Genomic DNA, 13,052 nt, shown 5'->3' with positions numbered 1-13,052 from the left:
GGTTCCCGGCTGAGCCGGCCCGGATGTCTGAGGGGCGGCCTACGCTTGATGTATGCAGCCCACCCGCAGTGTCCGCCCCTTCGAGGTCATCAGCGAGTACGCCCCTGCCGGTGATCAGCCGCAGGCGATCGCCGAGTTGGCATCCCGCATCAATGCGGGCGAGACCGACATCGTGCTGCTCGGCGCCACCGGAACAGGGAAGTCGGCGACAACGGCCTGGCTCGTCGAGCAGGTGCAGCGCCCCACTCTCGTGCTCGCACACAACAAGACCCTCGCAGCACAGCTCGCCAACGAGTTCCGCGAGCTCATGCCGAACAACGCCGTCGAGTACTTCGTCTCCTACTACGACTACTACCAGCCCGAGGCGTACGTCCCGCAGACGGACACCTTCATCGAGAAGGACTCCTCGATCAACGCGGAGGTCGAGCGTCTCCGTCACTCCACGACGAATTCCCTGCTGAGCCGTCGCGATGTGGTCGTGGTCTCGACCGTCTCCTGTATCTACGGCCTCGGTGCCCCGGAGGAGTACCTGCGGGCGATGGTGGCGCTCCAGGTGGGGGAGCGGTACGACCGCGACGCCCTGATCCGCCAGTTCATCGCGATGCAGTACAACCGCAACGACGTCGACTTCTCGCGCGGCAACTTCCGGGTCCGCGGCGACACGATCGAGATCATCCCGGTGTACGAGGAGCACGCCATCCGCATCGAGCTGTTCGGTGACGAGATCGAGGCGCTCTACTCGCTCCACCCGCTGACCGGTGAGGTCATCGAGAAGCTCGACGCGGTGCCCATCTTCCCGGCCTCGCACTACGTCGCAGGTACCGATGTCATCCAGCGCTCGATCGGCACGATCGAGCACGAGCTGGAAGAGCGGTTGAAGGAGTTCGAGCGTCAGGGCAAGCTCCTCGAGGCACAGCGCCTCCGGATGCGGACGACGTTCGACCTGGAGATGCTGCAGCAGCTCGGCTTCTGCTCCGGCATCGAGAACTACTCCCGCCATATGGACGGACGGATGCCGGGGGAGCCCCCGCACACGCTCCTCGACTTCTTCCCGGACGACTTCCTGCTCGTCATCGACGAGTCGCACGTCACCGTGCCGCAGATCGGCGCGATGTACGAGGGCGACGCGTCCCGCAAGCGCACGCTCGTCGACCACGGCTTCCGTCTGCCGAGCGCAATGGACAACCGACCGCTGCGCTGGGACGAGTTCAAGAACCGCGTGGGCCAGACCGTGTACCTGTCCGCGACCCCGGGCAAATACGAGATGGGCATCGCCGACGGGGTGGTGGAGCAGATCATCCGCCCCACCGGTCTCGTCGACCCGGAGATCATCGTCAAGCCGTCGAAAGGGCAGATCGACGATCTGCTCGAGGAGATCCGATTGCGTGTGGAACGGGACGAGCGCGTTCTCGTCACGACGCTCACGAAGAAGATGGCGGAGGAGCTCACCGACTTCCTCGGTGAGCACGGCGTGCGGGTGCGCTACCTGCACTCCGATGTCGACACCCTCCGCCGGGTCGAACTGCTCAGCGAGCTCCGTGCCGGCGTGTACGACGTGCTGGTGGGCATCAACCTGCTGCGGGAGGGGCTCGACCTTCCGGAGGTGTCGCTCGTCGCGATCCTCGACGCCGACAAGGAAGGGTTCCTCCGCTCCGGGACCTCGCTCATCCAGACCATCGGCCGCGCGGCGCGTAACGTCTCGGGCGAAGTGCACATGTACGCGGACAACATGACGGACTCCATGGCCAAGGCCATCGAGGAGACTGACCGCCGCCGCGAGAAGCAGATCGCGTACAACAAGGAGCACGGTATCGACCCGCAGCCGCTGCGCAAGCGCATCGCCGACATCACCGAGGTGCTGGCACGCGAAGGCCAGGACACGGCGGAGCTGATGTCCGGTCGCGGTCGCGCGTCGGGCAAGGGCAAGTCGCCGACGCCGAACCTGCGACGGACGGGAATCGCCGCCGAGGGAGCCCAGCAACTGGAGGCCACGATCCAGGACCTCACGGACCAGATGCTCGCGGCGGCCGCGGAGCTGAAGTTCGAGCTCGCGGGCCGGCTGCGCGACGAGGTACAGGATCTCAAGAAGGAGCTCCGCTCGATGGAGCGGGCCGGGCACGCATAGACGGAGTCGCCATGGATGCCGCAGGAGAGGAACTCGCGGACCGGGTCCGGGCGTTGCTCGGCGCTGACCCTTCCATCGAGGAGCGGCGGATGTTCGGGACCAGGGCGTTCCTGGACGAGGGGCGCATCCTGGTCGGAGCCCGGAAAGACGGCACGCTCCTCGTCCGCGTGGATGAGGAGAACGGTGCCGTGGCCGTCACCCAGCCGGGAGCATCACGTGCGGTGATGGGATCGCGCACCATGGGCTCCGGCTGGATCGACGTCGTCGCCTCGGCGATCGCTGACGATGCCGCGCTGATGATGTGGATCGACATGGCCCGGGAGTCCGTCGGCGCCGCGGTCGCCGACGACGACTGAGGGCGTCGGCCTACGGGCAGTGCACCAGGGTCTTCGGACCGGAGCGGTCGATCTCGTGTTCCGTCATGGGTGCTCCGCAGAGCGGGCAGGCCCGCTCTGCGCGTTCTGCGGCGCTCGGCGGCGGCGTCTTCTCGTACGGGCCGACCGACGCAGGACCGGCGAGACGGACGAGGTTGGTGTTCACCCAGGAGTAGAGGCCCCCCGCTTCACGGATGCGGGTACGAAGAGGGGGGCGGCTGGAGTCGCGTGACATGTTCATTAGTGTACTAATGATTCGTGCAGATGTATAGTCGGATCGTGACCGACACCGACGATCTGCTCCGCCTCGAGAACCAGCTCTGCTTCGCCGTGGTCACGGCGGCACGGAACGTCGTGGCGATCTACCGGCCGATCCTCGAGCCGCTCGGGTTGACGCACCCGCAGTATCTGGTGATGCTCGCCCTGTGGGAGCGGGCACCCCGCACACTGAATGACCTCGCGGCCGACCTCGCCCTGGAGCCCGCGACGGCATCGCCCCTCGTCAAGAGGCTCGAGGCGGACGGCCTGGTGACGCGCCAGCGCAGCAGCGAGGACGAGCGTCGCCTCGAGATCACGCTCACGGACGCCGGTGCGGCGCTGCGGGAACGGGCGGTCGACGTCCCGCGTCAGGTGATGGCTGCCGTGGGGATGGACATCGGCGAGGTGGCGGCGCTGCGGGACGGACTCGGCGCCTTCGCGGGGCGCCGCTCGGATCACGCCTGACCCAACCGCGGCATCCCGGTATGACCCGCTGATACGCGCGTGGCCCCTATGGTGGGAGGCATGTCGCGCCCCGCACCTCCGGTCATCGGACCGGAGCGTGTGCGCCGACCCGGGCCGTCGGCGCTCCTCGCGGTCGCCGGATCGTTCGGTCTCCTCATGCTCGCGGCGGCCATGCAGGGCACCCCGCAGTTCGCGCCGACGGGGGCCAGGAGCACGTCGCCGCCACCGGAGGACGTCGTGCTTCCCGCCCCGACGGCGACGGAGACGCCGCTGCCCCCGGAGTCGTGGGGGGATTCGGTTCTCGCGCAGGTACTCGGCGTCGTCTTCGGTCTCGTGCTGGGGCTGGCCGTCCTCGTGCTCGTTGCCGTAGTCGTACGCCAGGTCGTCCGGTTCCTCGTCCGGCTGTGGCGGGACCGTCCGCTCGCGCGTCGCGATGCCGCGGCCGCTGGGCCGGGTACCAGCACCGCGCCGCCGGAGACGATCCCCGACGCGGTGACCATCCGCCGTGGAGTGTCCGACGCGCTCCGAACGGTCATCGAACGACCCGAACCCGGTGACGCGATCGTCGCGGCCTGGATCGGCTTGGAGGAATCCGCCGCGGATGCCGGCCAGGGCCGCGCGCCGACGGAGACGCCGGCCGAATTCACTGCCAGGGTGATCGGCGCGCGCCATGGCATCGCCGCCGATGTCGTCGTCCTGCAGGGTCTTTATGAACGGGTGCGCTACGGCGGGCTGGTCGCAGACGAGGACGACCGCAGGAGCGCCGCCAACGCACTTCGCGGCATCAAGGAAGGGTGGCGATGAGGGGGAGAATCGTCCTGGCTGTGATCGGAGCCCTCATCGCCGCCGCTCTTCTGTTCGTGATGCTCATCTTCGGCGTGCCGGCTCCCTTCGCCGCCGCGTGGACCCTCCTCCTGCTCGCCGTCGTCGCGGCCACCCGTCAGGTCTTCTTCGACGAGGTCGTCACATGGCCGCCGGAGGCCCCGCGCGCGGAGCGACGCGGTTCGGACGTGTCGCGGCTGGCGTGGGCGATCAACACCCGTACCGGCGTCGCCGGCCATGTCGTCGTCCGTCGCGTTCAGGGCGTGGTCCGTCGGCGCCTCGCGCACCTCGGCCTCGATCTCGACGACCCGGACGACCACCCGCGTATCGACGTACTGCTGGGAGACGGCGTCCGCGTCTCACTGCATGCGCGAGAAGTGCAACGCGCGGACATCGAGCGCGTCCTCGACGCGCTCGACCGCATCCCTACCGACATGGAGGAGACACGATGACCACCGATGAGACCGCGCAGATCGCCGACGTCGGACGCCGCGTGCTGGCTGGCGTCAAGACGGCCGTCGTCGGGATGGACGAACCCCTGACGATCGCGCTCGCCGCGATCCTCGCCGGTGGACACGTCCTGTTCGAGGACGTCCCCGGGCTCGGAAAGACACTCGCCGCTCGCAGCCTCGCCGGTGCGCTCGGTCTGGACTTCCGTCGGCTGCAGTGCACGCCCGACATGTTGCCGGGCGATGTCACCGGGTCGTACGTCTACTCGCCGTCCACGGGTGACTTCGCCTTCCGCCCTGGCCCGATCTTCACGGGCCTGCTGCTCGCGGACGAGATCAACCGGACGACGCCGAAGACGCAGTCGGCGATGCTCGAGGCGATGGCCGAACACCAGGTGACTGTGGAGGGCAACAGGTTCCCGCTCCCGCGTCCGTTCCATGTGATCGCCACGTCGAACCCGATCGAATACGAGGGGACGTACGCGTTGCCGGAGGCGCAGCTCGATCGCTTCATGGTGCGGCTCGCGGTGGGGTACCCACAGCCGGAGGAAGAGGCGCGAATCATCCTCGACCGGGTGGAGCGGCGGAGTGCCGATGTCGACGTCGAGCCCGTGGTGGACGCGGAGGGGCTGCGCCGTATCCAGGCGGTGGTCGAGCGCATCCACGTCGATGCGGACGTCGTACGGTACGGCGTCGAGCTCACCCGGGCGACGAGAGCGGCAGGGACGGTCGCCGTCGGAGCGTCGCCACGCGGTTCACAAGCGCTCATCCTCCTTGGCCGTGCGCTCGCCGCACTGGAGGGGCGGGCATATGTGCGCCCTGACGACCTCAAACGCATCGCGGTGCCCGTCCTCGCGCATCGACTCACCCTGACCCCGCAGGCCTGGGCGCAGGGGGTGGATCCGCGGACGGTCGTCGACGCGGCCCTGGAGCGGACGGCCGTGCCTCCGACCGTCGCGGTGGCCCCGTGACGGACGAGGCGGCGGTGCAGACAGCGACCACGGTCACCTGGCGGCGGACGCCGGTCATCGCGCTGGGCATCGGCGGCGCCGCGATCATCGCCGCCGCGGGGCTCGCCTTCTCCCGTCCGGATGTCGTCGCCATCGGGATGCCCCTGGCCCTGGCCGCAGCCTGGGCGCTCCTCCGCCCACCGAGCCCCGGACACGCGCAGATCGCTCTGCGGGCGTACGCCGCCGGCAGCGTCGATCGCCCGGAAGTGCGGACGGCCGCCGATGTGCAGCTGGCGGCGGATGCGGTGCAGATCGCCGTGGAGCAGGACGGGCGGCGAACCGGTCTCGCGGACGTCCGACCGGGAACAGCGTGCCTCACGGCGCGCGGCATCCTGCAGCACTCGGGTCCGAGCGAACCACTCGCCGTGACCGCGCGGGGACTCCGTCTCGATGGGGCGTGGGTCTCCGAGATCGTCCCTCGAACCGTGATCACCTGGAACGCGCCGCCCCGCGCCGTGCGGATCGGCAGCCTCCCCGTGGCCCCTCGCCTCACCGGACTCCACGGGGTGCACGCCGGCTCCCGGCCTGGGCAGGGCGGTGACTTCCGCGACATCCAGCCCTTCGTCCCCGGAGACGAGCTCCGTCGGGTCGACTGGCGCGCGACCGCCCGCGCCGCGCGCCGCCCCGGGGACCTCCTGGTGCGCAGGGACGACGCGCTCAGCGACTCCTCTGTCGTGCTCGCGATCGATACAGCCGAGGATCTCGGTGCGGCCGTGGCCGCGTGGGGGAGCGGCGACCCGGACCGCTCCGGAGTGACCTCCCTCGACCTCGCGCGCGAAGCGGCCCTCGCCATCGCCACGGCGGCGATCGGCGCGGGCGACCGCGTGGCCTATCACGCGCTCTCGCCGGACGGCCTCTCGCTGCCCTCCGGCGGCGGCGCCCGGCATCTCCCCCGGTTGCGACGCGCGATCGCCGCGACGGGCATCGGCACCGACCCGTCGTACCGTCGGTCCCCGGTCGTACCGCCGGGTTCGATCGTCTTCGTGCTCTCGACGTTCGTCGACGGCGTGGCGGCGCGGCTGGCGACGACCTGGCGCGCCGCCGGTCATGCCGTCGTCGCGGTCGATGTGCTCCCGACTCCCGAAGCGGAGCGACTCAGTCGCGAACAGCGGATCGCGCTCCGCACGCTGCTCGCCGAGCGCGCCGACATCCTGGCCGAACTGGGACATGCGGGCGTCGAGGTGGTGTCGTGGTCCGGTGGCGTCGACGTCGCGATGCGCGTGGCTGCACGCCGCCTTGCGCGCCGCAGATCGGGGCGCCGATGACTCGCGCGGTCCGCTCCTTCCGCACCGGGATCGCGGTCCCGGGTGTCGTCCTCCGACTGGTCGCTGTCGCGCTCGCCGCCGGGGGAGCGCTGCTCCTGGTCCCCTTTCCGTTGTGGCGGGGCGTCGCGGTGCTCGCCGCTCTCGTCGCCGTCGCGATCCCGCGCAGCCTCGCCGCCTGGGCGGCGCTGGCCTGCCTTCCGTTCGGTGTGATCCTCTCCGAGCCGGATCCCGGCCGGACCGCCCTGGCTCTGTTGTTCGTGCACGCCCTGCATGTCTGCGCGTCGCTGAGCCTCGTGGTGCCGCTCTCCTCGCGCGTGGCGCTGTCCGTCCTGCTTCCGAGTGCCGCCCGTCTCCTCGCCGTCCAGGCGATCGCTCAGCCGCTGGCGTTCGCCGTATGGCTGCTCGCCGAGCGCCGGGACGGTACCGCGGTCGTGATCCTGGCTCCGCTCGCCGCGGCGGCCCTGCTCGGCGAGATCCTGATCGCCCTCCGTGCGGCGGAACGGGCGGAGGAGGCGGCATCCGGAGCGCGCACGTTCGGCGTTCTCGGAGCCGATGTCCGTGGCCCCTCGTAGACTTGTTCGGTGCCCATCGTCCCCGTTGCTTCCTCAGGAAAACTCAGTGTCCGCGGCGCCCGCGTGCACAATCTCAAGAACGTCGACATCGACATCCCCCGCGACTCCCTGGTCGTCTTCACCGGACTCTCCGGGTCGGGGAAGTCGAGTCTCGCCTTCGACACGATCTTCGCCGAGGGGCAGCGCCGGTACGTCGAGTCGCTGAGCGCCTACGCTCGCCAGTTCCTCGGCCAGGTCGACCGGCCGGACGTCGACTTCATCGAGGGATTGAGCCCTGCAGTGTCGATCGACCAGAAGTCGACGAACCGCAACCCGCGGTCGACGGTCGGGACGATCACCGAGATCTACGACTACATGCGTCTGCTCTGGGCGCGAATCGGCGTCCCGCACTGTCCGGTGTGCGGCGAGAAGATCCAGCGCCAGACCGTGCAGCAGATCGCCGACCAGCTGATGGAGCTACCGGAGCGCACCCGGTACCAGGTGGTGGCGCCGATCGTTTCGCAGAAGAAGGGCGAGTTCGTCGATCTCTTCCGCGAACTCGGCGCGAAGGGCTACTCGCGGGCCATCGTCGACGGCGAGCTCATCCAGCTCTCCGAGCCGCCGACACTCAAGAAGAGCTACAAGCACGACATCGCGGTGGTCGTCGATCGCCTCGTCGCGTCGCCGGACATCCTGGGGCGCATCACCGACTCGGTGGAGACCGCGCTCGGTCTGGCGGGTGGCGTCGTGCAGATCAACTACGTGGACGGCGAAGGCGACGACGCCTGGCAGACCTTCTCCGAGAAGCTCGCGTGCCCGAACGGGCACGCGCTCACCCTCACCGAGATCGAGCCGCGCACCTTCTCCTTCAACGCCCCGTTCGGCGCCTGCCCCGCTTGCTCCGGACTGGGTACCCGCATGTCGGTGGACGTCGACCTGATGCTCGGCGACGAGGACCTCTCGATCCGCGAGGGCGTCATCATCCCCTGGACCACCCAGGGCAAGGGGCTGTTCCAGTACTACGAGCGACTTCTCGAAGGACTCTCTCGAGACCTCGACTTCTCCCTCGACACCCCGTGGCGGGAGCTGCACTCCGACGTCAAGGAGGCGGTGCTGCGCGGCGAGAACTACAAGGTCACGGTCAAGTGGAAGAACCGCTACGGCCGTGAGATGCGCTACGCCTCGGGCTTCGAGGGCGTGGTGCCCTACATCGAGCGGCAGTACCTGCAGGCCGAGTCCGACACCCAGCGCAGCCGGTGGGGCGAGTACCTGCGCGAGGTCCCCTGCCCGGTGTGCAACGGCGACCGGCTGAAGCCCGAGGTGCTGGCCGTGCAGGTGCACGGTCACTCCATCGCCGAGGTCTCGCACCTGAGCCTCGCCGACGCGCGTGCGTTCATGGAGAAGCTGCAGCTCACCGACCGTGAGGCCAAGATCGCCGCCCAGGTACTCCGGGAGATCCGGTTGCGGCTCGACTTCCTCCTCCAGGTCGGGCTGTCCTATCTCAACCTGAGCCGTTCGGCGGGCTCGCTGTCCGGCGGCGAAGCGCAGCGCATCCGGCTCGCGACGCAGATCGGCTCCGGCCTGACGGGCGTGCTCTACGTCCTCGACGAGCCCTCGATCGGCCTGCACCAGCGCGACAACCGCCGCCTCATCGAGACGCTCCTCACACTGCGCGACCTCGGGAACACCCTGATCGTCGTCGAGCACGACGAGGAGACCATCGAGGCGGCGGACTGGGTGGTCGACATCGGCCCCGGCGCCGGCGTGAACGGCGGTGCGGTGGTCCACTCCGGGCCGTACTCCGCCCTTCTCGGTGACACCGACTCCATGACGGGTGACTACCTTTCCGGCCGCCGGGAGATCCCGATGCCGGACAAGCGCCGGAAGATCGACAAGAAGCGCATGCTGAGCGTGGTGGGTGCGCGCGCCAACAACCTCCGCAACGTCACGGCCGACTTCCCGCTCGGCGTGCTCACTGCGGTCACCGGTGTCAGCGGATCCGGGAAGTCGTCCCTCGTGAACGACATCCTGTACCAGGTGCTGGCTTCTCGGCTCAACGGGGCAAGGACGGTACCGGGCAAGCACACGCGGGTCACCGGACTCGACAACCTCGACAAGGTCGTGCACGTCGACCAGGCGCCGATCGGTCGCACGCCCCGGTCCAACCCGGCGACGTACACCGGTGTGTTCGACCGCATCCGCACCCTCTTCAGCGAGACGCCCGAGGCGAAGGTCCGTGGCTACCAGCCCGGGCGCTTCAGCTTCAACGTCAAGGGCGGACGCTGCGAGGCCTGCTCGGGTGACGGCACTATCAAGATCGAGATGAACTTCCTCCCGGACGTCTACGTGGACTGCGAGGTCTGCCACGGGAAGCGCTACAACCGCGACACCCTGGCCGTTCATTACAAGGGCAAGAACATCGCCGAGGTGCTGGAGATGCCCATCGAGGAGGCGGCTGAGTTCTTCGAGCCGATCCAGGCCATCCACCGCTACATGAAGACGCTGGTCGACGTGGGGCTGGGGTATGTGCGTCTCGGGCAGTCCGCGACCACGCTGTCCGGCGGTGAGGCGCAGCGCGTGAAGCTCGCGACCGAGCTCCAGCGGCGCAGCAACGGCCGCAGCATCTACGTGCTCGACGAGCCGACGACGGGGCTGCATTTCGAAGACGTCCGCAAGCTCCTCGAGGTCTTGAACGGTCTGGTCGACAAGGGCAACACGGTCATCGTGATCGAGCACAACCTCGACGTGATCAAGTCGGCGGACTGGGTGATCGACCTCGGCCCGGAGGGCGGCTCCGGCGGCGGCACGATCCTGGCCACCGGTACGCCAGAGCAGATCGCGCGCGTCGAGGAGAGCCACACGGGCCAGTTCCTCGCCGAGATCCTGGGTGAGGGGCGCTCTGCGCGGAAGGCCAGCTGATGGCCGACGTCCTGCCGTACAAACCCCGGGCGGGCGAGATCCCGACCGACCCGGGGGTGTACCGGTTCCGTGACGCCAACGGCCGGGTGCTGTACGTCGGCAAGGCGAAGAACCTCCGTCAGCGGCTGTCCAACTACTTCGCTCCGCTCCGGACGCTGCACGAGCGCACGCGCCGGATGGTGACGACGGCGGCGTCGGTCGAGTGGACGGTCGTTCCGACGGATGTCGATTCGCTGCAGCTCGAGTACATGTGGATCAAGGAGTTCGATCCGCCGTTCAACGTCAAGTACCGGGACGACAAGTCCTACCCCTTCATGGCGGTGACCCTGGGGGACGAGGCGCCGCGTGTGCTCGTGACTCGAAACCGGAAGATCCCCGGCGCCCGCTACTTCGGCCCGTATCCGAAGGTCTGGGCGGTGCACGAGACCATCGACCTCATGATCAAGGCGTTCCCGATCCGCACCTGCAGCGATGCGAGCTACAAGCGAGCGATGCAGACGGGACGCCCCTGCTTCCCCGGACAGATCGGCAAGTGCGGCGGGCCCTGCTCGATGACGGTGTCGATCGAGGAGCACCGTGCCATGGTCGACGACTTCGTGGCCTTCATGGCGGGCGGAGACGAGCGGTTCACGCGGGAACTCACCAAGCGCATGCTCGCGGCCTCGGCGGCGATGGACTACGAGGCGGCGGCGAAGTACCGCGACAAGCTCTCGGCGATCGAGGCGGTTCTCGGCAAGAGCGCGCTCGTGTTGCCCGCTGACGAGGATGCCGACCTCTTCGGTATCGCGGAGGACGAGCTCGCGGCCGCGGTGCAGCACTTCGTCATCCGTGGCGGTCGCGTTCGTGGTGTCCGGGCGCTGACGATCGAGAAGGAGATCGACATCACGGGCGGGGAGCTCGTCGAGCAGGTTCTCCAGCAGGCGTACGGCGAGGCGCAGGACGTGCCGCGGCGCATCCTCGTGCCCGTGCTTCCCGACGATGCCTCTGAGCTCGAGGTGTGGCTGCGCGAGCGCCGAGGCAGGAAGGTGGAGATCGCGGTGGCCCAGCGCGGTCAGCGCGCCGATCTCATGCGCACGGCGACCCTCAACGCGCAGCAGGCGCTGATCCGCCACAAGACCCGACGCACGAGCGACTACGTCGCTCGGACCCAGGCGCTCACCGATCTCCAGGAAGCTCTCGGGATGGAGGAGGCGCCGCTTCGGATCGAGTGCTTCGACATCTCACACCTCGGCGGCACGAACGTCGTGGCATCCATGGTGGTGTTCGAGGACGGGCTTCCGCGGAAGGACCAGTACCGCACCTTCAACATCGCGGAGACCACCGACGACACCGACTCGATGTACCAGGTGCTGCGCCGCCGGCTGGCCTACCTCGATCGGCCGGAGGAACAGGAGACCATCGACCCGACGACGGACGACGTCGTCGCGGAAGACGTCGGCGAGGCCGGAGTGCGCCGCAAGCCCCGCTTCGCCTATCCGCCGCAGTTGCTGCTCGTGGACGGCGGCAAGCCGCAGGTCGAGGCCGCCGCGCGAGCCCTCCGGGACGCCGGACACACCGAGATCGCCGTGTGCGGTATCGCCAAGCGCCTGGAGGAGATCTGGCTCCCGGGGGACGACTTCCCGGTGATCCTCCCGCGGACCAGCGAGTCTCTCTATCTGCTGCAACGTCTCCGCGACGAGGCCCATCGCTTCGCGATCGTCCATCAGCGGAAGAAGCGGAAGAAAGACATCACGACGGTCCTCGCGGAGGTCCCCGGGCTGGGAGCCTCCCGGATCAAGGTGCTTCTCAAGCATTTCGGCTCGGTGACCGCGTTGCGGGCCGCTGAACCTCACCAGATCCAGGAGGTCCAGGGGATCGGCCCCGTACTGGCCCAGAACATCCATACGCACCTATCCACTCGCTAGGCTGGGAGGCCGAGGGGGAGAAGGAGCAGTGAGTCATGTCTGACGGGGTGAAGGGCGAGTTCCTCATCGTCACCGGGATGTCCGGCGCGGGTCGGACCACGGTCGCGAATGCGCTGGAGGATCTCGGCTGGTACGTCGTCGACAACCTGCCCCCGCAGATCCTGCGTCCGCTGCTCGACTTGACCGGGATGGGTGGCGACTCGCTTCCCAAGGTCGCGGCCGTGGTCGATGTCCGCGGCCGCAATCTCTTCGACGACTTCCCCGGCGTCGCCCGGGTCCTGCGCACGCGGGGCTCCATCCGTGTGCTCTTCCTCGACGCGTCGGACGACGTCCTCGTCCGACGCTTCGAATCGGTGCGTCGTCCGCATCCGCTGCAGGGCGACGGCACCCTGCTCGACGGCATCCGCACCGAGCGCACGCGACTCGCCCCGATCCGCGAGGCCGCAGATCTCGTGATCGACACCTCTTCGTTGAACATCCACCAACTCGCGACGAAGGTGTCCGACATCTTCTCGGAAGAGGGGGAGGCGCGACACCGGGTCACCCTCCTCAGCTTCGGCTTCAAGTACGGGCTGCCCACCGACGTCGACGTCGTCGCCGACATGCGCTTCCTGCCGAATCCCTATTGGAACGAGGACCTCCGCGGCCTCACGGGGCAGGACGAGACGGTGCGGGAGTACGTGCTCTCCCGCGACGGTGCGGAGGAGTTCCTCGACGCCTACGCCAAGGCACTGGTGCCCGTCCTGGAGGGGTATCAGCGCGAGAACAAGAGCCATTCCACGATCGCCATCGGATGCACCGGTGGCAAGCACCGCTCGGTCGCGATGTCGGAAGAGCTGGCACGTCGCCTGGCGGCGATTCCGGGCGTCGCCGTGAACGTCCGGCACCGCGACCTGGGCAGGGAGTAGGC

The 13,052-nt window shown here is 68.8% G+C and carries 12 protein-coding genes; 11 read left to right on the top strand and 1 reads right to left on the bottom strand.

Translation table 11 applies throughout. The features are described from left to right. The first annotated feature begins 52 nt into the window (after positions 1-52). Together uvrB and FY549_RS14375 are read left to right on the top strand one after the other, a co-directional pair. Positions 53-2,125 carry an excinuclease ABC subunit UvrB gene (gene uvrB / locus FY549_RS14380; RefSeq protein WP_025105040.1) on the top strand — a complete coding sequence of 691 codons (2,073 nt, stop codon included), beginning with the start codon at positions 53-55 and terminating at the stop codon, positions 2,123-2,125. An 11-nt stretch (positions 2,126-2,136) separates the two neighbouring features. Next, positions 2,137-2,481 carry a TfoX/Sxy family protein gene (locus tag FY549_RS14375; protein WP_149085617.1) on the top strand — a complete coding sequence of 115 codons (345 nt, stop codon included), beginning with the start codon at positions 2,137-2,139 and terminating at the stop codon, positions 2,479-2,481. A 10-nt stretch (positions 2,482-2,491) separates the two neighbouring features. Here the strand turns inward: FY549_RS14375 and FY549_RS14370 are convergent, their stop codons facing one another. Further along, the gene (locus tag FY549_RS14370; RefSeq protein ID WP_062634049.1) at positions 2,492-2,740 is read right to left on the bottom strand and encodes a hypothetical protein; all 249 of its coding nucleotides are present in this window, start codon (positions 2,738-2,740) and stop codon (positions 2,492-2,494) included. A 38-nt stretch (positions 2,741-2,778) separates the two neighbouring features. On the opposite strand from FY549_RS14370, the gene FY549_RS14365 reads away from it, so the two are divergent. Genes FY549_RS14365 through rapZ form a run of 9 tightly spaced genes read left to right on the top strand, consistent with a single transcriptional unit; the run spans position 2,779 to position 13,050 of the window. Continuing rightward, positions 2,779-3,222 (top strand): MarR family winged helix-turn-helix transcriptional regulator, encoded by a 444-nt coding sequence (locus FY549_RS14365; RefSeq protein WP_259614246.1) that lies wholly within the window; start codon positions 2,779-2,781, stop codon positions 3,220-3,222. A gap of 60 nt (positions 3,223-3,282) precedes the next feature. After that, on the top strand, positions 3,283-4,026 hold the full coding sequence (locus tag FY549_RS14360) for a DUF4129 domain-containing protein (protein ID WP_159463187.1): 744 nt from the start codon (positions 3,283-3,285) through the stop codon (positions 4,024-4,026). Beyond that, a complete protein-coding gene (locus tag FY549_RS14355) occupies positions 4,023-4,496 on the top strand; it encodes a hypothetical protein (protein ID WP_259614245.1) in 474 nt (157 codons plus the stop codon). Before FY549_RS14360 ends, FY549_RS14355 begins: the two co-directional genes overlap by 4 nt. Further along, positions 4,493-5,464, top strand: coding sequence for an AAA family ATPase (locus FY549_RS14350; RefSeq protein WP_149085613.1), 972 nt, complete (start codon positions 4,493-4,495; stop codon positions 5,462-5,464). Before FY549_RS14355 ends, FY549_RS14350 begins: the two co-directional genes overlap by 4 nt. 14 nt (positions 5,465-5,478) lie before the next feature. After that, positions 5,479-6,768 (top strand): DUF58 domain-containing protein, encoded by a 1,290-nt coding sequence (locus FY549_RS14345; protein ID WP_259614244.1) that lies wholly within the window; start codon positions 5,479-5,481, stop codon positions 6,766-6,768. Next, a complete protein-coding gene (locus tag FY549_RS14340) occupies positions 6,765-7,340 on the top strand; it encodes a hypothetical protein (protein WP_149085612.1) in 576 nt (191 codons plus the stop codon). The genes FY549_RS14345 and FY549_RS14340 overlap by 4 nt, the downstream gene beginning before the upstream one ends. A gap of 9 nt (positions 7,341-7,349) precedes the next feature. Next, complete coding sequence (gene uvrA, locus FY549_RS14335; RefSeq protein ID WP_149085611.1) at positions 7,350-10,238, top strand: excinuclease ABC subunit UvrA; 2,889 nt, start codon at positions 7,350-7,352, stop codon at positions 10,236-10,238. Beyond that, the gene (gene uvrC, locus FY549_RS14330) at positions 10,238-12,142 is read left to right on the top strand and encodes an excinuclease ABC subunit UvrC (RefSeq protein ID WP_149085610.1); all 1,905 of its coding nucleotides are present in this window, start codon (positions 10,238-10,240) and stop codon (positions 12,140-12,142) included. The genes uvrA and uvrC overlap by 1 nt, the downstream gene beginning before the upstream one ends. Positions 12,143-12,177: 35 nt before the next feature. Continuing rightward, on the top strand, positions 12,178-13,050 hold the full coding sequence (gene rapZ, locus FY549_RS14325; RefSeq protein WP_149085609.1) for an RNase adapter RapZ: 873 nt from the start codon (positions 12,178-12,180) through the stop codon (positions 13,048-13,050). The last annotated feature ends 2 nt before the right edge of the window (positions 13,051-13,052 follow it).

It is taken from the genome of Microbacterium sp. 1S1, assembly GCF_008271365.1.
In the GTDB taxonomy this organism is placed as follows: domain Bacteria; phylum Actinomycetota; class Actinomycetes; order Actinomycetales; family Microbacteriaceae; genus Microbacterium.
The sequence above is the reverse complement of the archived record's forward strand: the minus strand, read 5'-3'. Positions and strand labels throughout refer to the sequence as shown.

Bases quoted from the DNA above. Each gene is read 5' to 3' on its own strand.
- uvrB (WP_025105040.1), top strand. From the start codon at position 53: ATGCAGCCCACCCGCAGTGTCCGCCCCTTCGAGGTCATCAGCGAGTAC.
- FY549_RS14375 (WP_149085617.1), top strand. From the start codon at position 2,137: ATGGATGCCGCAGGAGAGGAACTCGCGGACCGGGTCCGGGCGTTGCTC.
- FY549_RS14370 (WP_062634049.1), bottom strand. From the start codon at position 2,740: ATGAACATGTCACGCGACTCCAGCCGCCCCCCTCTTCGTACCCGCATC.
- FY549_RS14360 (WP_159463187.1), top strand. From the start codon at position 3,283: ATGTCGCGCCCCGCACCTCCGGTCATCGGACCGGAGCGTGTGCGCCGA.
- FY549_RS14355 (WP_259614245.1), top strand. From the start codon at position 4,023: ATGAGGGGGAGAATCGTCCTGGCTGTGATCGGAGCCCTCATCGCCGCC.
- FY549_RS14350 (WP_149085613.1), top strand. From the start codon at position 4,493: ATGACCACCGATGAGACCGCGCAGATCGCCGACGTCGGACGCCGCGTG.
- FY549_RS14340 (WP_149085612.1), top strand. From the start codon at position 6,765: ATGACTCGCGCGGTCCGCTCCTTCCGCACCGGGATCGCGGTCCCGGGT.
- uvrC (WP_149085610.1), top strand. From the start codon at position 10,238: ATGGCCGACGTCCTGCCGTACAAACCCCGGGCGGGCGAGATCCCGACC.
- rapZ (WP_149085609.1), top strand. From the start codon at position 12,178: ATGTCTGACGGGGTGAAGGGCGAGTTCCTCATCGTCACCGGGATGTCC.